The sequence below is a fragment of the Pseudoalteromonas sp. P1-30 genome, from assembly GCF_001400005.1.
Classification (GTDB): domain Bacteria; phylum Pseudomonadota; class Gammaproteobacteria; order Enterobacterales; family Alteromonadaceae; genus Pseudoalteromonas; species Pseudoalteromonas atlantica.
This window is the reverse complement of record NZ_LKBC01000013.1, coordinates 21972-44267: the sequence shown is the minus strand read 5'-3', so window position 1 is coordinate 44267 and position 22296 is coordinate 21972. Positions and strand designations below refer to the sequence as shown.

Below are 22296 nucleotides of genomic sequence, written 5' to 3'. Positions count from 1 at the left end.
CTTATTTTTACTGGTTAAATATGTTGCCCCAATCTTGTTTGATCAGTGCGGGAACAGCTTCTTTAGGTACTGGCTTACTAAATAAATAGCCCTGAAAATGCTTACACCCTAACTGCTTTAAAAACTGCAGCTGTTGTTTGTTTTCAATGCCCTCAGCCACACACTCTTTACCTAAGCTATGAGCTAAGGTAAGCGTTGATTGAATAATGGCTTCATCATCCGAGTCCACGCCAATATCTTGCACAAAGCTTCTATCTATTTTTAGTACATCGATAGGAAAACGCTTTAAATACGTTAATGAGGCATAGCCTGTTCCAAAGTCATCCATGTAGAGCTTACAGCCAAGCTTTTTCAGCATTTCCATACTGTGCAGCGCATGTTTAGAGTCACGCATTAAAATAGACTCGGTAATTTCAAACACTATGGCTTCTGAGGGCACATTAGCGTGGCTCAACGCTTTATGTATGTCGGTTACAAGCTCTTCGTATTCAAAATCAAGTGCTGAGAGGTTTATCGACAAGTACAGCTGAGGTGAAATCTCACGCCATTGTTTAAGGGCTTGCAACGCACGGGCAAAGGTTTGCAGCATAATTTTTGTTATTAACCCTATGCTCTCAGCCGCTAAAGAAAACTCTTGCGTGGGCACTAAAGTGTTTTCTGGCCAGCGTAACAACACTTCAAAACCTTCGGTTTTTTGAGTGTGCGCATTCACTATAGGCTGGTAGTAATTGCAAAACTCTTGCTCTTGATACGCTTTAGTTAGCAAAGACTCTAAATGCAGGGCTTTTTGTACATGTTGATTCATCTCTTGCTTGTAAAACTTATAACTGCTTTCGAGAGACTCTTTTGCATGGTACAAAGCTATACTGGCAGCTTTTAACAGCGCAGCATGATCTGCGGCGTCATCAGGCGCTATTGCTACCCCGATACTTAAATTAACGTTTACCACCTGGCCATTAAATTCCATATTTTGGCTTACAGAGTCTATTAATTTAGAGCAAATAAGTAATACTTCTTCAATTTGCTGCACATCTTCCACCAGCACCACAAATTCATCGCCACCAAAGCGCGCAACACTTGCAGAAGGACGCAAGGAGCGCTTAATACGCTTAGCCACTTGCTTTATTAGCTCATCAGCCGCTTCACGTCCAAATGAGTCGTTAAAGTATTTAAACCGCTTAATGTTTATGTGCAGCATAGCCACTTTACATTGATGATTTTGCGCTTGCTCAATCGCATGCTCAACCCTGTCGTTAAACAGCATACGGTTAGGCAAACCGGTTAATGAGTCATAATTGGCTAAAATATGAAGCTCATTTTCAGCCAATTTTTGCGCATGAATATCGGTTAAAATAATAACGTAGCTGCTTAAACGGTGTTCGGTGTCGGCCACTGCACTTATTTTTACTAACACATGGCGCTGCTCACCACTGGCAAGGGTGACTAAGTCTTCACAGGAAAAATGCTCACCCACATTCAGCTTTTGCATTATCCGTAAGTAGTCAAAACGATTACTTCGCGATATACCTAAATTAAGGGCACGGCTAGAGCGTGGCTCACTTGGAAAGTTAAAGGCCGTTTGCAACGATTTGTTAGAGGCGCGAACCGTAAAGTTTTTATCAAGAATAAATACCCAATCGCGGGTTTGCTCAAACGCAGCGGTAAATAAACGGGCATGCTCTTCAAACACCATTTCGCGGGTCATATTGGTGTAAGTACCCGCTACTTTTTTAGGAAGTTGTCCGCTCCATTCCACCACTTTGCCAAAGTCTTTATACCAACGCCAATAGCCTTTAGCGTGGCGTAAACGATAAGTGCAATTAAAGTAGCCTTTATCGGTTGATAAAAATTCTAACCATTCTAATCTGAAAAGCGCTTTATCTTGCGGGTGAATTTTAGCTAGGTAATCATCCAGGCTCACGCTTTCTTGATCATACCCCAGTTCATTACATAAGCGCGGCTGGTAAATACTACTCGATGTAGACTGCCAATCCCACATGCCCGACTCACTACCCTCTAAGGCTAGTTTTAATCGCGCTTCACTTTCTTTACTTTCTTTATTAGCGGCCAGTAATATGCGCTGAATTTTGTTGCGGCGCATTACCCAAAAAGCAATAAATGCGATAAACAAAACGCCATAAAGCACCATAAAATATGGCGCTCGCCACAGGGGATACTTAACACGAATTTTTAGCACTGCAGGCGGCGTGTACTCGCCGGTTAATGGATCTTTAGCCCATACTTTGAGCTGGTAATTACCTGGATTTAATTTAGGGAATAACACCCGATTATTATTACGGGTGTAGGTTTTTTGGCCGTTATCGAGCTGGTACTCATAAATTATGCGCTCTTGATAGCTAAACGCCATCGCCGAAAACGCCACCTCTAAACCGATATCATCATGGTTGAGGACTATTTCATTTAATGGCTGTTTTAAATCGATAGATAAGTCGCGCGACATTAAATCAACTCGCGTTATATTTACATGATCAATTAATGAGTGGTAATTTTGATTTTCCATCGGATGAAAATATGTAATGCCCTTTAAGCTGCCATAAGCAATGCGGCCATCGCTTAAATGCGCCATGGCACTGCTGTTAAACTCAGCAGAAAGCAGCCCCTCAGATGTAGTAAACTGCTGAAAATGAAGTGTCTCTGGGTTTAGTCGCCATATGCCTTTATGGCTACTCATCCAAATCATGCCATTATCATCAAGCACCATGTCATAAAGTAAGGTACCTAACTTATTTTTTTCTAAGTCAATCGTGTGTACCAATTTGTAACTGGCTGCATCAAGCCCAATCAGGCCAAAATTAGATAGTGAAATCCATAAAATATTGTTGTTATCGACCACGTAAGAAAGCACATTAATAGCCACGTTATCGTGCTGTTTTGGCACTTTATAAATGGTGTTTAATGCTAATGTGGTTGGGTTTACCTGGTATAAAATACCCGCATTAAAAAACAGGGGCATATCAGGCTTAGTTGCCAGCGCTGGCGAAAAACCATGCGCCAAAAACGGCTCTATATTGCTAAAAGCCCCTTCTAACCGGGTGATCTGCTGAGTATCAATATTATATACAAACATACCGTGATCTGAGTGCACATAGTACAAATCACCGTTAGGCATTAAGGTTACGCCGTGTACCCAGCCTTCTATGTAGGCTCTATTGTTGGAGTTTGTTATTGTTGGCTCGTTAATTTGATGCGTTATGGGGTCAAACTCAAACAGCCCACGGTTTGTATGTAACCAAAGCTTTTGCTTATAAGGAATAATTTCATACACGCTAAATTCAGTAGTCAGTAAGTCTACTTTGTGGTTTTTTAAGTAAACCTGGCTGGTGTTAGTGGCTAAATCAATTTTGGTTAAGCCATTATGCGTTGCCAGCCATAGGCTGTTGCCATACTCCGTAATGCCCCAAACCGAAGGATGAGAAAGGCCATCGCCACCCAGTTTACTACCATCTATATTGCTAAAGTGATAGGTATTATTAGACAGATAAAATGCACCATCGGTTTTAGTAGCGAGCCAATACCCTCCCGATTTATCTTTTACCATGTCTATCATACTGGTATCAGATAGGCTGTATTTACTTTGCGTAATCCGTGTGTTTTTTACCAACTCTTTGCTATTTAAATCAAATTTAAAGAGCCCTTTATTAGTCGCCAGATCTAGCTTTTCGCCTTCGTTGATGATGCGCCATACATTTAAATCGGCAATAACGGCTTGGTTTTTAAATGCTATGTCGGGGCGTTCAAACATGCCTGGCAAGTCGCTAATATCAACTTGATACAAGCCTTTAACGGTGCCTACTAACAACTGATTATTTTCAATAACCGAAAACGATTTAACGTTGTTTTGATAAATATGCTCAGCTTTGCTTTTTAAATGCTGCAACGGCCTAATTTGCTCAGAGGCGATATCAAATACAAACGCCCCATGGCTTGTGCCTATAAAAATATACCCATTGTAATGAAAAAGCTCTCTGACTAAGGTGTTTTCGTATTCTTTAGGCAGCTCAAATAGGCTGGTTATTTTACCTGTTTCAATATCTAATTTAGCAAAGTCGCGACCACGCCCAATCCATAAGGTTTTGTCATCAACCGCTGCCATACTAAATACCGACTGGCTTAAAATTTGTTTTTCGCTGGTAGGTTGAGAAATAAATTGCTGGTAGGTGTCGGTACTTGGGTCATATTTAAATAAGCCGGCAAGTAACGAGGCTATCCAAATATTGCCTGAGGGGTCTTGGTAAATACAATCAATTATGGCTTCTTCAAGCTCGCCATTAGGGCCATTAATTGAAACAACTTGGTAGCCATCATAGCGGTTTAATCCCCCTTCGGTAGAGAGCCATAGGTAACCGTTATCATCAAGCAGCATAGTGTTCACATAGCTTTGCGACAGGCCTTCACTGGGGGATAAACGTTTAACCTGTGCGCCAACTTGGCAACTAAATATAGCGATTAAAGCTATACAGCAACTAATGATCCAATGAACGCCTTTACTCATGGCTTGATCCGTTGTTTTTGTTATAGGTATTCGAGTGCGACTATATTTCGATGCGTATAAATATCAAAAAGTGCTTTTAAACCAGGAGTATATGTTAATACTTGGTTAAAACCAAGACTCGTATATAAAGCTGTAATATTTTTATAAGCAAAGGTGTAAAGCGGCATACTTTGCTGTTTTATAGCGGCGCATACAAGTTGCTTTGCCAGCCCTTTTGCACGGTGCTGCGGGGCAACAAATACGGTCGATAAAAATAAAAAGTCGTGTTTATTTTGTATCCGACACGCCGCAACTATCTGCATTTCACTGTAAACAACCCAAACCTGATCTTGCTTATTAGCACGTCCTCTTACGCTATACAGTGCATAAAACTTATTAACTAATGGAATCTTAAGTGTGTCTAACTTTTGTACTGTGTACATATATTAGCTTAGCATTAACGCCAAATACTGCTCAAACTGTTGCTTTAAAAACGTTTGCTCTGCCACTGGGCGGCTATGAATCGTGTTATAAACTTGCTCACGTGTTTTTTTATTACGTTTAATTTGATAAGCCCAAAATGAGGCTTCGTAATCTAATTGAATCTGGTATTTTTGCTCTCGAGGTAAAGCACATAAATTAAAACTCACAACCACTCCTAAGTACGGTTAGTTATCCGCATTTATTATACGTATATTTGAACCCATTTACTGTTTAAAAAGCAACAAACATGGGCAAAAACCAAACTATTTTGGTATTATTCGCTGCGTTCATTTGCCCTCTCCTTATTTTAAACGGAAGTAACCTTGCAGATACAGCTCAATGCTTTGTTTTTATTAGTCGTTTTATTTTTTAGTAAAATTACACTCGCCAATCACAATAGCGTTATATTTAACCGCCCGGCCGACTCAGCTCAAGCAAGCTATGCGCTCGCTTTACTCACATTAGCCTATAAAGAACTTAATTATGAAGTACACATAATTGATTTTAATCGCCAAAATGCCTTATTAGCAGCCAATAATGGGGTATTAGATGGCCAACTTGGCCGCGATATAAGTATAGAGGCGGACAATAAAAACCTGATCAGAATTAACTACCCACTGTTTGACTATAAGCTTTTACTGTTTAAAAACTGCCAACCCAATACACTCGATAAGCTCGATAGTATTGCGGTTTTATCAGGCTATCCAGTTCAGCACCATTACTTAAATGAGCATAAGTTTAACGGCAATATTATTGAAGTAAAAAATATTACGACCCAACTTAACCTACTAGCCCAGCATAAAGTTGATGGGGCAATTATGCTCGACTTTGTGCTTAAAGCCGATAACTTTTCCCTGCCAGAGACCTGTATGCAAACCCAGCTGCTAAGTACGTTTTCGCTCTATCACTATGTACATAAAAAGCACGCGGCTTTGGTAAGTAAATTATTGAATGCTTTAAATAAACTACACGATAACGGCACTAGCCGCGCATTGCGCGCAAAATACAATTTAAAACTCTAGCATGTACAACAAGGTTTAAAATTCAAAGCCTTGTTGTTTATCTAAAGTGGTTTGTGATTGCGCTGCTTGGCGCTTTTGTAAATACCGTTTGTAGCGTTGTTGGCATAAGCTAAGTACTTTCTTTTTTTGCGCATTGCTTAACGCATTCCAATTAAAGCGCTCATCCCGGCTTCGGTAGCAGCCTTTGCAATAACCTCGGTTGTTTACTTGGCAAATACTTTTACAGGGGCTTGGAATATCAAATATTTCAATTTGTTGCATTGCCCCCCCTAAGTAGATTAATTGCTTTGTATGAGTATAGCGTTATTTATGCACAAAAAAAAAGCAGCGTTTACGCTGCTTTATTACGCTATTTGCAAACGCAGCTGCCTAATGGCTTTGCTCACATACTTTGTTTGTGATTTCAGTTTTGCGTTGAAATGGCTTTGCATACATAGCTAAAACAAGTGGCTTTAGCTCTTCTGGCACTAAGGCTAAACGCTGCTCAAAAGTGGCGGTATCGGGCTCATCAATAACTGCTTGCTTGCACCCACCGGCAATGTAATTTCCTGGGTGTAAGTAAAAAGACTCAACAATGTGCTTATCAATTGTTTGCGCCAGCTCATCAGCATCATCGCAGCCGCTTTCAACCGGTTGTCCAAATGCTAAGTGTACATGCCCTTTAGCAGAGCTAAATCCTTCAACAATACTTGCTATGTCTTCGCCTGCTGATTTTACGTATTCACCGTGCTGCTGTTTATGATAAAGCTCTTTTGCTTTAGAAATTGCACAAGGCTCATACTGGTAAGAAATAGACACAGGAACAATTTTTAACTCTTTAATGTACTCGCCAAATTCTTTCTTTTGTTTACGACCATTAAGTTGCAGCATTTTTAAAAGTGCCGGATCTGTTTGATCAAAGCCGTCTTTTGCACGCCCTTCTTTTTGCGCAATCCAAATAGAATTTCCTGCTGTTAACGAGTCATAAATATACGACGACAACTGCGTAAGCGCCTTAAGCATCTCTTTAGGAGCTTTGGCTGAGCGCTTAACGATAAAGCTTTTATTTAAACGCATCAGCTCGGTTATATACGGTATTTGCAATAAGTTATCACCAATTGCTATACGCACCGTCTTCATTTTATGTTGATACAAACCCCAATTAACAAGTGCAGGGTCCAGCACTATGTCGCGGTGGTTTGATATAAATAAATACGCTTGCTGCGGGTCTAATTTGTCTAATCCCGAAAAGGTAACTTTTGAGGTAGTGCGTTTTATAAGTTTATCTAAATACTTTGCAACTTCGTTTTGTACATCTTCAACGCTCGTAAATTTACCCCATTTTTTTCGTAACTGGCTTCTCACCAGTGTGCGAGCAATAAAAGGCATAGCGGATATAAAGCGCGGTAAGTTGTACTTTGCTATTACATCTATAAACGCATTATCGTTAATTAAACGCGCTAGCGAGGCCGCAACTTCATCGTCGTTGTAAGGTCTTATGTCTGCGTACTTATCTTCTAATTCACTCATTACTGCATCTACAATGTTAAAAAAACGGCACGCAAAACGTACCGTTTATATATAATTTTGATTATAACTCAGCCACTCTTAAATAAGAAATAGCCATTTGGTTATGCTTATTTGCGAGCCATTTCAGTCTATGACCACACAAAAAGGGGTTGGTGCATTGTTTTTTAGTTTTATCAACCTTAATAAGGCTTGTTGACCTTTCACAGGAAAGTGAGTTCAACCTCAAAAAATAAACAGGCCCCAGCGATATAGCCCGCTAAAATATCATGTTATTTATATTTGAGTGGGCAGACCAGCCAATTTAAACTTTTATAAGCAACCTGACTTTTTGTACTAAGCATTTGGTAGTAATAGCATTAACAAAGGTGTGTATTCGTAGTACCTTAAACGCTCTTGCCATTTTACGGTACGCATTTAGATAGGACACACAATGAAAATCACCATTCTCGATAACGCTACTTTAGCTAAAACCTCGTTAACTTGCATTGAAGAACTAGGTGAGCTAACTACTTACGAACTTACGTCACCTGAGCAAGTTGTTGCTCACAGCCAAGGCGCGGACGTCCTTATTACCAACAAGGTTGTGCTAAATCGCGATACGATAAGCCAACTTAAAACGCTTAAGCTTATTTGCGTAAGTGCAACAGGCACTAATAATGTTGATTTAAACGCCGCTGAAGAATTTGGTATTGCCGTTACCAACGTAGCAGGCTACTCAACCCCTTCGGTTGTACAGCACACGTTTTCGTTAGTGACTAATTTATTAGGTAATACACACCGCTACCAGCGCGACTGCCAGCAAGGCGCTTGGCAAAAAAGCGAGATGTTTTGCCGATTAGATTACAGCTTTAATGATTTACAAGGTAAAACATTTGCCATTATAGGTGGTGGAACGCTAGGTAAAGGTGTGGCGACAGTAGCGCAAGCTTTTGGAGCCAATGTAGTGGTTGCAGAGCGTAAAGGCGCCTCTTGTAGAGAAGGCCGTACACCTTTTGAAGAAGTATTAAAAACCGCTGATATAATTAGCGTGCACTGCCCGCTTACTGATGAAACACGCGATTTAATTTCGTTAGATGAGCTAAAAATGATGAAACCCAGCAGTATTATTATCAATACCGCCCGTGGTGGCATTATAAATGAAGCCGACTTAGCCACAGCCCTAGAGCAAAATTTAATTGCCGGTGCGGGAGTTGATGTACTTACTAAAGAGCCGGCAGAGCCTTCTAACCCGCTAGCTAATCACACAGGCGAAAACTTGCTTCTTACACCTCACATTGCATGGGCCAGCACAGAGTCAATCGTGCGCTTAATTAATGAGGTAAGCCTAAATATTGCAGCCTTTACTAACGGTGAGTCTCGTAACCGCTTGGTATAATAACAATTTGCAATAATAATTAGCCGCATTGAGGCTAGGTTTTACCTGCCTCAAAGTCGCTCATTCTATTTAGTAAATAGCTGTAACGTGTTTTCGCTATGCTAAATAAACGCAGGCTAGCTTAATCGTTAAAAAACCTAAAAAGTGGCTGTTTTTGCTAATGATTTTTATAATTAATCACTTAAAAATAGCCATCACAATCTAACCCTATGAATTTTATAACTTTGTTATATTGGCCTATTACTTGCTCCTGATAAGTAAATAATTAAATTAAAACTCATCAAGGACTATAACAATGAAAAAATCACTTTTAGCTGCTGCACTTATTGCTCCGTTTTTAACAGGCTGTGTTATTGCCGTATCAGATGGCGAAGCAGAAACGCACTGGGCAGGTAACGACTCATCAAGCTGGCAACATCAGCATAAAAAAAACCGCGAAGCGATTGCAGATTTGACAATGGATAGCAGCTATCAATCTGTTTTAGCGCAATTAAAAACACCAAACTTTACCGAGCTATTGAAAAAAGACGATGATGTGTATCAGGTACTGTTTTACGTGACTAACAGCATTCACTCTGATGGCAAAACAACAAAAGATGAATGCACGCCATTGGTATTTAAAAATGATAAATTGGTAGGTATTGGTGAAAGCGCGCTGGGCATGATCACAAAATAACAACGCGTTAGTAGTGTAAAGCCGCCCCGCTAGGTAATAACATTAACGTGTGGGGCCGATTTAAATAACGCTTTAATATAAACACAGCCACATTATAAGTTAAGCGCAACCACCTGATCGCGTCCTGAATCTTTTGCGGCATATAGCCCTAGGTCAGCTTGTTCGAGTAAGGCTTGTTCGGCACTTGCATTGCCGTTTTCCATACTAGCAATGCCAATACTGATTGTTATGTGATCTGCATTTAACGAAGCTTTGTGCTCTATATTGAGGCTGTTTACCGCTTTTCTTAACTTTTGGGCAAATGCTAATGCCTGTTGTTTGTTAACATCGGGTAATACCGCAGCAAACTCTTCCCCCCCGTAGCGGGCAATAAAGTCAGTACTACGCTCACATTGCGCTGCTAACGCCTGGGCAACCTGCTTTAAACACTCATCCCCCGCTCGGTGGCCATAGCAATCGTTGTAACGCTTAAAGTGATCTATATCCATTAATAAAACAGACAAACACGAGCCATTGCGTTTACTTCTGCGCCATTCACGAGAGAGGTTTTCATCTAAATAACGCCTGTTGGGTATTTCCGTTAAACCATCAATTGAGGCAAGCATTTCTAACAAATCATTTTTTTGCTTGATCAGTAATTGGTTGCGTACCCGCACTTTGACTATAGACGCATTAAAGGGTTTAGTGATGTAATCCATTGCACCTAATTCAAGTCCTTTTGCTTCATCGGTGTGGCTATTATTAGCCGATATAAACACAATAGGAATAGACTGAGTAATAGGGTTTTCTTTAAGCTGTACAAGCACTTCATAACCATCAATGCCTGGCATCACCACATCTAAAATAATTAAATCGACCTGATTAGATTTAATAAAGGTGAGCGCTTTTTCGCCGCTTTCGACTAAAAATACGTCATGCTCCGTGCCCAGTGTTTTTTCAAGCACCAGCCGGTTTAGGGGATCATCATCCACAATCAGTATTTTAGCTCTTTTTGGCATCCCGTCCCCCTAAGGTTTCAATAAATATAATCACTTGCTTTAGCTGAATGATTAGCTCTTTTAAAGTGTGCTGAAGCGGCTCGTTAGTTGTTTTAAGGTGCGTTTCACATTGTTTTGCACACAATGAAAGCCTAATAAAACCTAAGTTACCTGCCACGCCTTTAATGCTATGCACTAAGCGTACCACTTCATCTCGCTGGGTGTTTTCTTCAATTTGTTCTAACTGCGTTTCACACAACTTCGCAAACTTTCCGACCATGGTTGCCAGTAAATTTTCATCAAAATTAAACTGGGTGAGCGCAAAGCTTTGGTCATAAAACTTAGGTTTTATAAAGTCTACGTCTCTAATTGCATCTAACAGCACAGCTGCAACCACAGGTTTAGTCAAATGCTTATTCATGCCGCTACTAAGTGAGCGCTCAACATCTGCAGGTTCACAATGTGCTGTTAAAGCAAAAATAGGCAGCTGGCGCGCGTCAAACTGTTGGCGAATCAATTGCGTTGCTTGGCAACCATCAATATGCGGCATTTGCACGTCCATCAGAATTAAATCTGGTTTTAATATTTGTAGCAGCTCTATTGCATCTGGCGCATTGGTAACCGTTATTACATTTATATGGGCCTGTTTTAGCACACTGCTAATAATGTCTAAATTAAGCGGGTTATCATCAACCGCCATAATAAGTAGACCCGATATATCTTTTTTTACTTCTTCATTATTTTCAGCGGCTTTAGGTGGCTCCGCCCCCGCATTAGCATTTAAGCTAATCAAGCGCTGAGCTAACGCCGTAGCTTTAACATGTTGTGCGTTAATTTGCGTAGTACAAGGCAATGCTAAAGTGTGTTCGTGATTCACCACAACCACAGGGTATGAGTTGCCACTGAGCGTTTCGTGTATAGATTCAACCTTTAATAAATCGTTCAATGTGGTTTCATCAATAATCAGTTGCTGTGCATCAGCAAGCTTTATTGGGTAGCGAAGCGCCTCTTCTAAATCAATAGCTACCACTTGTGAGTAGGCATTAACCACTTCGTTTAGCTGTACAGTGTCATCGCTCACAATGGCTAACGTATTAGGTATAAATACACTATTTTTAGCCGTATCTACCGCAAGCGCTAGAGTAAAGAAAAACTCACATCCACGGCCTTTGTCACTATTAATTGCAATTTCGCCGCCCATTAAGGCTACACCATGTTTAACTATAGCAAGTCCAAGCCCGACCCCTTGGTGAATACGCGTAGAAGATTCATCGCCTTGAGTAAAAGCATCAAACAGTCGTCGTTGGTCAGCTTTAGCAATACCTACACCACTGTCTATTACGTGAAAACAAATACGTTGCTGATCTAAAACGTCATTTTCTTCAAGCACCATTTTTAAGGTAATACTGCCTTTATTAGTAAACTTAACGGCATTGGTAAGTAAGTTACCTAATATTTGTTGCAAACGTATTGAATCCCCCACCAGCGCGGGGTTAATGAGTGGATCTATTTCAATATTAAAGCTTAACCCTTTGTTTTGGCACAATGGCGCTGTTAAGCTCTCGCAAATATCAATCAGTTCAACTAAGCAAAAAGGCACCGGTTTTATTTGCGCTTGCGAACTTTCTACTCGGGCAAAATCGAGCATTCTGTTTAGCATTAATAATAAGCTTTGAGCTGCGTTTTTAGCCTGCTTAGTTTGTTGCAGCTGCTTATTTTTTAAGCCTTGCTCTACTATCATATCTAACAGCCCTAACACAGCGTTAAGAGGGGTGCGGATCTCATGGCTTAGATTAGCAATAAAGCGGCTTTTAGCTATTGTTGCGCGTTCTGCGTCATGCTTAGCTTTAGTCAGCGCACTTACATCTTGAATATGAATAACATAATAAGAGGGATCACGGTTTTCACCCCACACCAGCGACACACTCAGCTGCAGCCAACTTGTTAGTTTTCCTTGTGAGAGCGTTAAATGATAAACCCGTTTTTTATCATCTAATAAGTGACAAAGCGCATTTTTTATTTCTTGCCACTGCGCCTCATCAAACAGCATTTTTAGTGGCTCACCAGTTAAAATATCTTGCTGTGAAAATAACTTACGAGCCGCTTTGTTAACTTGCAATATGGTGTGCTCAAGCGAAAGTAACACCACACTGTTTGCTGCAAACTCTATTGCACTTCTAAATTTAGATTCTGACGCTTTTAACGCCGATAGAGTTTGCTGCTGCTCAGTAATGTCTCGCCCAATTCCCATAGTGCCTAATAAGTGCTGGTGCTCGTTATAAAATGGGGCAATCGTTAATTGATACGATTTGTCGGTGCTATCTATGCGTTGTTCAATGCTACTTTTGGTTTGTAAAACTTGCTTTTCTAGTAGGCTTAACTGTAAATCGTCGCTGTCTAAATCTTCAATACGCTTACCGACTAGGATGGCTTGCTCTTTGCCTACATAGGCTTCAAATGCTTTATTACAGCCTAAAAAAGAGCCATCAATATTTTTAAAGTAAATAAGATCAGGCACACTATTTAGCATGGTATTTAATAGCGCTAAGTGTCGCTCTTTTGCTTCGTAGCTGCGTTTTAGCTTTTGAGATTGCAGCTGTAACTGTTCATCGAGTTCTTTATTAGCCTCTTGGAGCGACTCAACTAACTGTGCATTTTTATCAAATACATATTTAACGCGAGAAAACCAAGGTTGCCAATTTAAAGGGATGGGGTAATTAGAAAGCGCGGCTTTAGGGGCATCATTTTGTTCAAAATATTGCATTAAATGAGTCATTGGCCTAACAAAAATACGTTGGCTTAACCAAAAAAATACCGCAAACATTAAGCTTAAAAATAACGTTAAAAACGCAAACTCTAAAAGAACCTCATACCTAATTGGCGTGATCACTTTTATTTGCGGCTCATAAAAGGCGGCATGAATGGGCAGATTCCCCATAGCTTGCATAAAAAACTGCGCATTTTTGTTATTAACTAAGTTTATTTTTTCATTGTCATGGGCTAATTCAGGCCAATAATCTTTTAGGGCTGTTGCTTCATTTAACTGCTTAACAGAGCTGGCTATTACTTGATGCGACTGGTTCATAAACACATATTCGCCTTCGCTTGGTGCCACCTTTTTAAGCCAGCTAGACATGGCCTCTAAATCGTATATTAAAATGATGTAGTCTGACGAATTAGGTTGTTTTTTACGGCCAATAGCAAAATAAGCGCTATCGCGTATTTTAACAATGGCGCTTGAGGTAAGCTGGCCAGGTATAAATGTGGGCTTAAAATTACCATTTAAAATTTTATTAAGCATAGTGCTTTGGCTTTTATTACGCCTTACCACATAGGCAAACCCCGAATCATCAACATAGGCAACAGCCGACAACGATTGCATAAGCGATAATGCGGTATTAAACGTTGGGCTTAGGGTTGTAGCTCGCTGCCATTGGATCAACGCACGGTTAGAAAAAGCAAACTGCCCTTTACCGACTATTTCGCCTTGGCGCTCGCTAAAGTGGCGGTAGTAGTAATTGTCGTATTGATTAATACCTTCTAGTAAGTTGCGATTGAACTGCTCATCACTAGGCTGCTGATACGATATAAAGGCATTGTCAAAAAAGTCGTTTACCGAGCTCATTATATGGCTAACTTGAGCCGACACTTGTTCAAAATCGGCTTGACGTTTTTCTATGGCGCGCTCAACTTTTATATTATACAAGTGCAAACACAGTAAAAATGCCACAAATAAGGGAACAAATAATGCTACAAATAAAGAGCGGTAATAGTCTTTTAGAGGTAAAAATTTCAACGTTTTGCCTAAGTTTTGGCCCGATAGTCAGCCACTAGACTATCGAGCCAAATTGTTCTGCGCAAGTTATAAATTTTCTTCTGCAAAGGAGGCTAAACGGCTGCGCACTACCCCGTTTAAATTAACTGTTGCACTGCCTTCAAAGTCTTTAAAACGCTCAACAATATAAGTAAGGCCGGAGGTAACGGGGGTTAAGTAGTTACTATCTATTTGCGCTAAATTACCGCTACAAATTAGTTTTGTTCCCTCGCCACAACGGGTAATAATAGTTTTAAGCTGAGATGCCGTTAAATTTTGGCTCTCATCCAAAATTACCACTGCATTTTGAATACTACGCCCACGCATAAAGTTCACCGACTTAAACTGTACATTGGCTTTTTCCATTATGTAATTGCGACTCGAAATTGGGTTCTCGTCTCCTTTGTGTAGTACCTCTAAGGTGTCGGTAATTGCAGCTAACCACGGCGCCATTTTTTCTTCTTCGGTACCGGGTAAAAAACCGATAGATTCAGCTATTTCGGGGGTATTACGCGTTACAATGACCTTGTCGTAAATACCGCGCTCAATCACCATTTCAAGCGCACTGGCCAGTGCCAGTAATGTTTTACCGCACCCAGCTGGACCGGTTAAAATAACCAACTCAATACTAGGGTCAAGCAAAGCGTCGAGAGCCATACCTTGGTAAATATTTTTAGGTTTTACGCCCCACGCTTGCTGGTGCATTAAACGCTCAACACTAATATCTTTTAATTTAATACGCTCGTTATCGTAAGATTTGACCCGCGCAGCAAAGTGCTCGCTGCCATCAAGTATGTACTCATTGCAAAACACATCTGGAATTAAGTTTTTAGCCACATAATGAAACGTATCACGGCCGTGCTGCTGTGTTTCGCATTGCCCTACGTGCTGCCAAAAATCGCCCTCTATTTTTTTATAGCCGCTAGTTAATAAAGCAATATCATCGATTAATTGGTCGGTACGGTAATCTTCAACATATTTAAGGCCTGCACCTTTTGCTTTAAGGCGCATGTTTATATCTTTTGTCACTAATACAATTTTTGAATCGCTGTGTTGTTTTTGTAAATACACGGCGCAGTTAATAATGCGGTGGTCGTTTTCATCCCCCGGTAAACCAGAAATAGAATCTGCAAAAAGATGGTCATTAACAATAATGAGCGTGCCAGTGGAATTGGCATTTGCCTTTTTATTGCTAGGCAGTGCAACACCCTGCAACATTTGCTCTGGAGTTGCGTCTTTTAGTACCTCATCTAAGCCGCGAATAGCCACTCGTGCATCACGGCTTACGTCGTGTTTTCTATCTTTAATGTGGTCAAGCTCTTCTAAAACAGTCATGGGAATGACAACGTTATGTTCTTGGAAAGACAAATAAGCGAGGGGTTCGTGGAGTAATACATTGGTGTCTAGCACATACATTTTACTTTCAAGGTTCGAAGCTTTTTCCATAGCACTTTCCTTACGTTTTATGATTTTTATGCTATACCAAAATAACTAAGTAAAACGGGCCTAAATTCAAACCTGCAATACTTAATTGCTAAGGCATAATCTAAGTTTAGTCTATTTGTCATAAAAGTCCGTTTTATTACAAACACGATATAGTTTTTATTTACCTAAAAAAGAGCCATTTGTTAGCACTGTTAATGGGATTAATTCGCACTTATAAAATTAATTAAAAGTGAGTCAAATAGCGCCTTGCAGTGGTGTTATGTAACAGGTAACATAGCCGCCTTTTTCTTCATAGACGAGACATACATGAATTTTTCCTTAGGTCAGCGTTGGATCAGTGATACAGAGTCAGATTTAGGATTAGGCACCGTAGTTGCCATTGAAGGCCGCCAGGTCAGCATTTTATTTCCTGCCAGTGGTGAAAACCGTGTTTATTCTAGTGCAGAAGCACCGGTTACCCGTGTGGCATTTAATCCAGGTGATGTGATCAAAAGCGTTGAAGAATGGGAATTAGAAGTAGAGTCTATTGAAGTGCAAGGTGAACTACTTTGCTACGTAGGTACTCGCGTTGATACCGGCGAAGAAGCAAAGCTAAAAGAAACCTTTTTAGATCATTTTATTAAGTTTAATAAACCGCAAGATCGTTTATTTGCAGGCCAAGTAGATCGCTTTGATCGCTACACCTTACGTTACCAAACATGGCAACACCAATTTGAGCGCCAGCAATCGCCTATTAAAGGCTTAATTGGCCAGCGCGCTAACCTTATTCCGCATCAGCTTTATATTGCACAAGAAGTAGGTAAACGTTTTGCCCCACGTGTACTGCTCTCAGATGAAGTAGGCCTTGGTAAAACCATTGAAGCCGGCATGATTTTACACCAACAAATCATTAGTGGCCGTGCTAGCCGTGTACTCATTGTGGTGCCAGAAAACCTGCAGCACCAATGGTTAGTAGAAATGCTACGCCGCTTTAATTTACGTTTTTCTATTTTTGATGAAGAGCGCTGCGACGAAGCCTTTGCAGACTCGCCAAACGTATTTGATACCGAGCAGCTAGTGCTTACCAGCCTTGAGTTTTTAACCAAGAAAAAACGCTGGTTTGAACAAGCAACACTTGCTGATTGGGATTTATTAGTTGTTGATGAAGCGCACCACCTAAGCATTAACAATGGTAAGCCGAGCACCGAATATCAGCGCATGGCTGAGCTTAGCCAAGATATTCCGGGTCTTATTTTATTAACAGCAACGCCTGATCAACTTGGTCACCGTAGCCACTTTGCCCGCTTGCAATTGCTCGACCCAGATAGATTTTACGACTACGACGTATTCAAAGAAGAAGAAGCTAATTACAAAGACGTTGCCGAAGCGGCAAATCAGCTACTGCAAGCACAAGCCCTTGATGATACAGCCAAAGCCACACTCATTGAGCTATTAAAAGAAACCGATATTACCGATGTGCTTGAAAAAGCTCAGCAAGGTGATTTACCGGCGCGTAAAGAAATACTTAACATGCTGCTTGATCGCCACGGCACAGGTCGTATTTTGTTTAGAAACAGTCGCAGCGGAATTGATGGCTACCCTAGCCGTAAATTACATGCTTACCCAATGGCACTACCAAAGCAATATAAAACAGCAATGTCAGTACTTGGCAGCATGAGCGGTATACAAAGTGCAGAGTTAAGCGCACAACGCGCTCTGTTTCCAGAAAAAATATTTCAAGAGTTTGAAGGTGAAAGTGCAAGCTGGGGCGCATTTGATCCACGTGTAGATTGGTTAATCGAAACACTTAAAACCCTAAAGCACGAAAAAGTACTGCTTATTTGTGCCAAAGCCGAAACCGCTATTAGCCTTGAGCAAATTTTGCGTGAGCGTGAAGCAATAAAAGCATCTGTATTCCACGAGGGCATGTCGATTATAGAGCGTGACCGCGCAGCAGCCTTTTTTGCCGATGAATACGACAACGCACAAATACTGCTGTGTTCAGAGATTGGCTCAGAAGGACGTAACTTCCAGTTCTCGCATCACTTAGTGTTATTTGATTTACCACTAAACCCTGACTTACTTGAACAACGTATCGGCCGATTAGACCGTATTGGGCAAACAAAAGATGTTAATATTCATGTGCCGTATTTTGAAAATACAGCGCAAGAAGTATTACTGCGTTGGTACAACGAAGGCCTTGATGCATTTGAAAGCACATCAACCACTGGCCAGCTATTGTATAAAGAGTTTAGTGAAGACCTACTTGATTACATTGCTGCCCATAATTGTGATGAAGAAGAGCTCGACCCTCTACTTGAGCAAGTAGCAAAGCAAAATGCCGTGCTACGCAAACAAATGGAAAGTGGCCGTGACCGTTTATTAGAGCTGCATTCATCTGGCCAAGGCGCTGCCGATTCATTGGTTGAAGAAATTGAAGCACTTGATAACCAATTTGAGTTACCAAGTTACATGATCAACGTATTCGACACATTTGGAGTAAGCCAAGAAGACAAAGGCGAAAACACCATTATTTTAAAGCCAACAGAGCATATGCTAAGTGCATCGTTCCCAAGCTTAAAAGAAGATGGCATGACGGTTACCTTTGACCGCGATACCGCCCTTTCGCAAGAAGACATACATTTTATTAGCTGGGATCATCCTATGGTGCAAGGCACAATGGACATGATTTGTGATGATGACTTTGGTAGTGCCTCTGTTGCTTTACTTAAAAACAAAAAATTACCACCAGGTACCTTTTTTGTTGAGCTAATATTTGTAGCCGAAGCTATGGCACCAAAAGCCCTGCAAGTAGGTCGCTTTTTACCGCCAACGCCTATTCGCATATTACTTGATAAAGCCAGTAATAACCTCGGCGAAAACGTGGCATTTGATAGCTTTAACCAACAGCTTTCAGCCGTTGGGCGTCAAACTGCAAGTAAATTAGCAGGCGCTTTACAAGGTGCGGTTCACCCAATGATCAACACCGCAAAAGAGATGGCTCAGCAACAGCTTGAGGTTATACGCAGTGCGTCACTTGAAAAAATGCAAAGCACCTTAGGTGAAGAACAAGCTCGCCTTGAAGCGCTTAAGCAAATTAACCCTAATATTCGCCAAGAAGAAATTACCTTCTTCGATAAGCAGCGCAGCGAGCTGACAACGCATATCGAAAAAGCCCAGTTAAAACTTGATGCGATACGCTTAATCGTAGTTTCACACTAAAGGTTTTTGAGCGTTTATTTTATAGCTATCTGCCGTTAGTTAGATCAAGATATAACTAAACTACACTTCAAAAAGCACGGTTTACAGGCCGTGCTTTTTACATTCACCTCTACAATTACTCATCAGTATCTTGGCCACCTAATATAGCCATTATTTCAATACCTATTTCTGTAACTCTGTAAAAAATGCTGTCTGAGCCACAAACGGCACGCCGATAGCCTGTACGTATATGGTCAACTGATTGGTAGGAATAGGAGTTTGCTGGTAGTTTTTCAAACATAGAGAAGAAACTATAAAAGTAGTTGTCCGCTTGCTGTTTTGAAAATGCTTGGTAGCCATATTGATAAATGGGGCGCAAATCCTTTTTGCCATCGTTTGAAAGTTTAAATGTGCGCCTACTTAATGCTTGATTTGAATTCTGCTAGCATTTGATCGGCCGATTGTTCACTAAAACCGCTTTTTTCTGAGTTAGCAAGCTTACCATTTATTGCTTCTGCTCTTCTTGCACGGCGAATTAAATCATTTACCAATTCACTTTTATTTGTGTAATCCCCCCACGTTTTCAACGTAATTACGAAGCCATAAATCATTCTGTTCAGTAAGTGAAATACTTTGCCTTGCCATAATGTGTTCCTACAACTTTAAGTTGGTGCAATTTCACACCAGCATGAAAAATACGCAATTAAACTTTTATCTTTTCCTTGAGCCTTTGCTCTCGCTCCCCTAAAATAGCGCCCTGCAAAATTACTGAGGTCGGCCGTGTTAGTTAATTACAATCCCCCAATGAGTCCGTATTTAACAATACTGCACCAAGATGACGACTTGCTCATCGTTAATAAACCCAGCGAACTTTTAACCGTCCCAGGTAAAGATCCAAAACATGCCGATAGCTTAATTAATCGCGTTAACCGTGTTTTTCCTACAGCTAAAATAGTGCACCGCCTAGATATGGCAACGTCAGGCATACTTTGCCTTGCAATGAATAAGGCAGCTCATAGGCATTTAAGTATGCAGTTTCAAGAACGTGAAACTGCAAAACGCTATATTGCACGTGTTTACGGCCAACTTGAGCAAGATACCGGATCGGTTGATTTGCCACTTATATGTGATTGGCCTAATCGTCCTAAGCAAATGGTTGATTATGAAAACGGTAAGCCCTCGCTAACCCACTTTAAAATACTTGCACGAGAAGCGGGCGCAACACGTGTAGAGCTCACGCCAATTACGGGGCGCTCGCACCAATTACGCGTGCACATGCTAAGCCTTGGTCACCCAATACTGGGCGATAGACTTTATGCCCATAAAGAGGCCCTAGCCGCGGCGCCACGTTTACAACTACATGCGCAAATGTTGCAACTAAAACACCCCGCGACCGAGCAAGTACTGACCTTTGAGGTAGAGCCCGACTTTTAGTAGGTAAAGCCCGCAAAGTTAGTACTAAACTTTTACCTTAGCGCGCCGATACTTAGTTATTACTCACGTTTTGGGCTTACTATGATATTTGCGCAGCTAATCAAAAAAACGCTACAAAGTGTATGTTGTTGCTCTGCGTTATGCTTAAGCGCATATGCCAGTGCTGCAGAGCATATAGCCCCACCTTCTTTATCAAGTATCGAAAATAGCGATATAAAACGTCTACTACCCAATGATGAAGTTAAACCCATACTTGCTGGCGATACAGAGTTTTTAAGTTTGTATAGCGAATACATGAGCCGCGATTTTAGAGGTATTGTATTACTCATCCCTGATTGGAATTCTACCCCCACCAGCAATGCTGGCATGAGTTACCTGCGAAAAGAGCTTACTAATTTAGGTTACACAACCTACGCCATGACAGTACCCGATATAGATTGGCAAGCAAGTAACATGGCTTCACAAGCAGCTGCCCAATCAAGCACGCAATCAAGTACGCAAGCGCAAAATGAAGAGCCAACAAAAACGGCGCAAAGTAACAGCGACGGTGCTGTTACAACGGCTCAAGAGCCACACTTTGTTAATGCCATTGATTTGGTGAGTAACGAGGTACTAAGTAATTATAAAACTAATTTAATAATGCGTTATGAGGCGCTCTATCAAAACGCAATGAGTGAGCCAAATAATATTGTCGTCATAGCACAAGGTACCAGTGCGGGAGTATTGCTAGAATACTATGCCGATTTTCCTGACTCGCGAATAGATGCGTTTATAAGCTTAAGTAGTTATTTACCTAATACACAGCGCAATAAAGGTTTAGCGCAAACCACATCGATGGTGACCCCCGCCTTGCTTGATATTTACTATGCAAATGACAATACCGATATACTTATGAGCCTTAAAAACCGTCAGCGCTGGGTAAATCGAAATGCTAAATTTGATTACCGCCAGCGCCAACTCTTTGGCCTGCGCAATGCGCCAGAGCAGCATGCACGGTTAAGTAAAATGATAGACGGTTTTTTACGCCGCCTTTTTTAAATACTCGTAAGCCGCTTGAATATCTTGGCTTTTTTTAACTGCTACTTCCATCATGTGTTTAGGCAGCCCTTGAGAGACTAATTTATCAGGGTGATGCTGCGCCATTAATTTACGATACGCTACTTTAATATCTCGTTGCGTCGCGTCACTACTTAACCCTAATAAAGCCAAGGCCTGTGAGCGGTTCATGCTGTTATTAGGGGGCACATGATGACCAGACCCTTCACGGTAACTGCTACTTTGACCTTGCTGCTGTTGCCTATACTGTTGTTGCTGCTGTCTAAAACTAAATTCAGCTTGGTAACGCTTAAGAATAAAAGCAAAATGAGTTTTAGAAATACCTAATTGCTTACTTACCTCTTGCAACAGCTGTTTTTCTTGCTCTGCGAGCACGCCATCAGAAAACGCCATTTGAATTTGAATTTCTAAAAACAGTTGCAGTAAGTCGTAACGTTTTGCAAAGCGTTCTTTAAAGTCGTGTACTGTTTCTTTAATCGAAAAGTCGCTGTCTTTACCTGATTGAAATGCATGCTGAGCTTCGCGGCGCTCATCGCCCTTTAGCCCCATTTCATCCATAAACATACTTGCCGCTTTTATATGCACCTCGCTTACGCGACCGTTCGACTTTGCAATATGCCCCATAACCGCAAAACAGCTCGAAAAAAACAACGCTTGGCGCTCGTTTACATCATCACCTTTAAACAAACCTGAAAAGCCCCCGGCTTTATCAAAATCGTTTTTTAAGCTTTTATCAAATAAATGGCCGAGGTATAAACCTAAAATGGCGCCAAAAATTTTGCCAAACATAAAGCCAAAACAAAAACCGAGTATTTTTCCCCACATCTAATTA

16 protein-coding genes and 1 pseudogene are annotated in these 22296 nt (G+C 40.9%); 6 read left to right on the top strand and 11 right to left on the bottom strand.

What is annotated here, in order from left to right:
• Positions 1-7 precede the first annotated feature (7 nt).
• Genes AN395_RS15860 through AN395_RS15850 form a run of 3 tightly spaced genes read right to left on the bottom strand, consistent with a single transcriptional unit; the run spans position 8 to position 5142 of the window.
• Positions 8-4513 carry an EAL domain-containing protein gene (locus AN395_RS15860; protein ID WP_054983567.1) on the bottom strand — a complete coding sequence of 1502 codons (4506 nt, stop codon included), beginning with the start codon at positions 4511-4513 and terminating at the stop codon, positions 8-10.
• Positions 4514-4533: 20 nt separating this feature from the next.
• Positions 4534-4935 carry a GNAT family N-acetyltransferase gene (locus AN395_RS15855; RefSeq protein ID WP_004586827.1) on the bottom strand — a complete coding sequence of 134 codons (402 nt, stop codon included), beginning with the start codon at positions 4933-4935 and terminating at the stop codon, positions 4534-4536.
• A gap of 3 nt (positions 4936-4938) precedes the next feature.
• Positions 4939-5142, bottom strand: a complete 204-nt coding sequence (locus tag AN395_RS15850; RefSeq protein WP_004586826.1) for a DUF3283 family protein — start codon at positions 5140-5142, stop codon at positions 4939-4941.
• A 156-nt stretch (positions 5143-5298) separates the two neighbouring features.
• On the opposite strand from AN395_RS15850, the gene AN395_RS15845 reads away from it, so the two are divergent.
• Positions 5299-5997: an ABC transporter substrate-binding protein gene (locus AN395_RS15845; RefSeq protein ID WP_024031530.1), complete on the top strand. Its 699-nt coding sequence runs from the start codon at positions 5299-5301 to the stop codon at positions 5995-5997.
• 15 nt (positions 5998-6012) lie between these two features.
• On the opposite strand, the gene AN395_RS15840 is transcribed toward AN395_RS15845, so the two are convergent.
• Positions 6013-6258, bottom strand: coding sequence for a DUF1289 domain-containing protein (locus AN395_RS15840; RefSeq protein ID WP_029774393.1), 246 nt, complete (start codon positions 6256-6258; stop codon positions 6013-6015).
• A gap of 108 nt (positions 6259-6366) precedes the next feature.
• Complete coding sequence (locus AN395_RS15835) at positions 6367-7506, bottom strand: 1-acyl-sn-glycerol-3-phosphate acyltransferase (protein WP_029774392.1); 1140 nt, start codon at positions 7504-7506, stop codon at positions 6367-6369.
• Between the two features lie 430 nt (positions 7507-7936).
• Here AN395_RS15835 and AN395_RS15830 point away from each other — a divergent pair, with 430 nt between their 5' ends.
• Positions 7937-8881: a D-2-hydroxyacid dehydrogenase gene (locus tag AN395_RS15830; RefSeq protein ID WP_054983566.1), complete on the top strand. Its 945-nt coding sequence runs from the start codon at positions 7937-7939 to the stop codon at positions 8879-8881.
• A gap of 295 nt (positions 8882-9176) precedes the next feature.
• On the top strand, positions 9177-9557 hold the full coding sequence (locus tag AN395_RS15825; RefSeq protein WP_004585870.1) for a DUF3192 domain-containing protein: 381 nt from the start codon (positions 9177-9179) through the stop codon (positions 9555-9557).
• A 92-nt stretch (positions 9558-9649) separates the two neighbouring features.
• On the opposite strand, the gene AN395_RS15820 is transcribed toward AN395_RS15825, so the two are convergent.
• From AN395_RS15820 to AN395_RS15810, 3 genes are all read right to left on the bottom strand, one after another.
• Positions 9650-10555 carry a diguanylate cyclase gene (locus AN395_RS15820; RefSeq protein WP_054983565.1) on the bottom strand — a complete coding sequence of 302 codons (906 nt, stop codon included), beginning with the start codon at positions 10553-10555 and terminating at the stop codon, positions 9650-9652.
• On the bottom strand, positions 10539-14330 hold the full coding sequence (locus AN395_RS15815) for a PAS domain-containing hybrid sensor histidine kinase/response regulator (RefSeq protein ID WP_054983564.1): 3792 nt from the start codon (positions 14328-14330) through the stop codon (positions 10539-10541). The genes AN395_RS15820 and AN395_RS15815 overlap by 17 nt, the downstream gene beginning before the upstream one ends.
• Positions 14331-14396: 66 nt before the next feature.
• Entirely contained in the window at positions 14397-15794 is a 1398-nt protein-coding gene (locus AN395_RS15810; RefSeq protein ID WP_004585867.1) for a PhoH family protein, read from the bottom strand.
• Between the two features lie 306 nt (positions 15795-16100).
• On the opposite strand from AN395_RS15810, the gene rapA reads away from it, so the two are divergent.
• Positions 16101-18995 carry an RNA polymerase-associated protein RapA gene (rapA, locus tag AN395_RS15805; RefSeq protein WP_054983563.1) on the top strand — a complete coding sequence of 965 codons (2895 nt, stop codon included), beginning with the start codon at positions 16101-16103 and terminating at the stop codon, positions 18993-18995.
• 115 nt (positions 18996-19110) lie between these two features.
• Here rapA and AN395_RS15800 read toward each other — a convergent pair.
• Both AN395_RS15800 and AN395_RS15795 read right to left on the bottom strand, forming a co-directional pair.
• Positions 19111-19368, bottom strand: a pseudogene (locus AN395_RS15800) (type II toxin-antitoxin system RelE/ParE family toxin); the annotation flags it as partial.
• Positions 19369-19390: 22 nt separating this feature from the next.
• Positions 19391-19585, bottom strand: a complete 195-nt coding sequence (locus AN395_RS15795) for a hypothetical protein (protein ID WP_235576586.1) — start codon at positions 19583-19585, stop codon at positions 19391-19393.
• Positions 19586-19754: 169 nt separating this feature from the next.
• Here AN395_RS15795 and rluA point away from each other — a divergent pair, with 169 nt between their 5' ends.
• Entirely contained in the window at positions 19755-20408 is a 654-nt protein-coding gene (rluA, locus tag AN395_RS15790; RefSeq protein WP_095206678.1) for a bifunctional tRNA pseudouridine(32) synthase/23S rRNA pseudouridine(746) synthase RluA, read from the top strand.
• Between the two features lie 81 nt (positions 20409-20489).
• Positions 20490-21446, top strand: a complete 957-nt coding sequence (locus AN395_RS15785) for a DUF3530 family protein (RefSeq protein ID WP_054983560.1) — start codon at positions 20490-20492, stop codon at positions 21444-21446.
• Here the strand turns inward: AN395_RS15785 and djlA are convergent.
• On the bottom strand, positions 21429-22289 hold the full coding sequence (djlA, locus tag AN395_RS15780; RefSeq protein ID WP_029773301.1) for a co-chaperone DjlA: 861 nt from the start codon (positions 22287-22289) through the stop codon (positions 21429-21431). The genes AN395_RS15785 and djlA overlap by 18 nt on opposite strands.
• Between the last annotated feature and the right edge of the window lie 7 nt (positions 22290-22296).

Bases quoted from the DNA above. Each gene is read 5' to 3' on its own strand.
- AN395_RS15860 (WP_054983567.1), bottom strand. From the start codon at position 4,513: ATGAGTAAAGGCGTTCATTGGATCATTAGTTGCTGTATAGCTTTAATC.
- AN395_RS15855 (WP_004586827.1), bottom strand. From the start codon at position 4,935: ATGTACACAGTACAAAAGTTAGACACACTTAAGATTCCATTAGTTAAT.
- AN395_RS15840 (WP_029774393.1), bottom strand. From the start codon at position 6,258: ATGCAACAAATTGAAATATTTGATATTCCAAGCCCCTGTAAAAGTATT.
- AN395_RS15835 (WP_029774392.1), bottom strand. From the start codon at position 7,506: ATGAGTGAATTAGAAGATAAGTACGCAGACATAAGACCTTACAACGAC.
- AN395_RS15830 (WP_054983566.1), top strand. From the start codon at position 7,937: ATGAAAATCACCATTCTCGATAACGCTACTTTAGCTAAAACCTCGTTA.
- AN395_RS15825 (WP_004585870.1), top strand. From the start codon at position 9,177: ATGAAAAAATCACTTTTAGCTGCTGCACTTATTGCTCCGTTTTTAACA.
- AN395_RS15820 (WP_054983565.1), bottom strand. From the start codon at position 10,555: ATGCCAAAAAGAGCTAAAATACTGATTGTGGATGATGATCCCCTAAAC.
- AN395_RS15810 (WP_004585867.1), bottom strand. From the start codon at position 15,794: ATGGAAAAAGCTTCGAACCTTGAAAGTAAAATGTATGTGCTAGACACC.
- rapA (WP_054983563.1), top strand. From the start codon at position 16,101: ATGAATTTTTCCTTAGGTCAGCGTTGGATCAGTGATACAGAGTCAGAT.
- AN395_RS15795 (WP_235576586.1), bottom strand. From the start codon at position 19,585: ATGATTTATGGCTTCGTAATTACGTTGAAAACGTGGGGGGATTACACA.
- AN395_RS15785 (WP_054983560.1), top strand. From the start codon at position 20,490: ATGATATTTGCGCAGCTAATCAAAAAAACGCTACAAAGTGTATGTTGT.
- djlA (WP_029773301.1), bottom strand. From the start codon at position 22,289: ATGTGGGGAAAAATACTCGGTTTTTGTTTTGGCTTTATGTTTGGCAAA.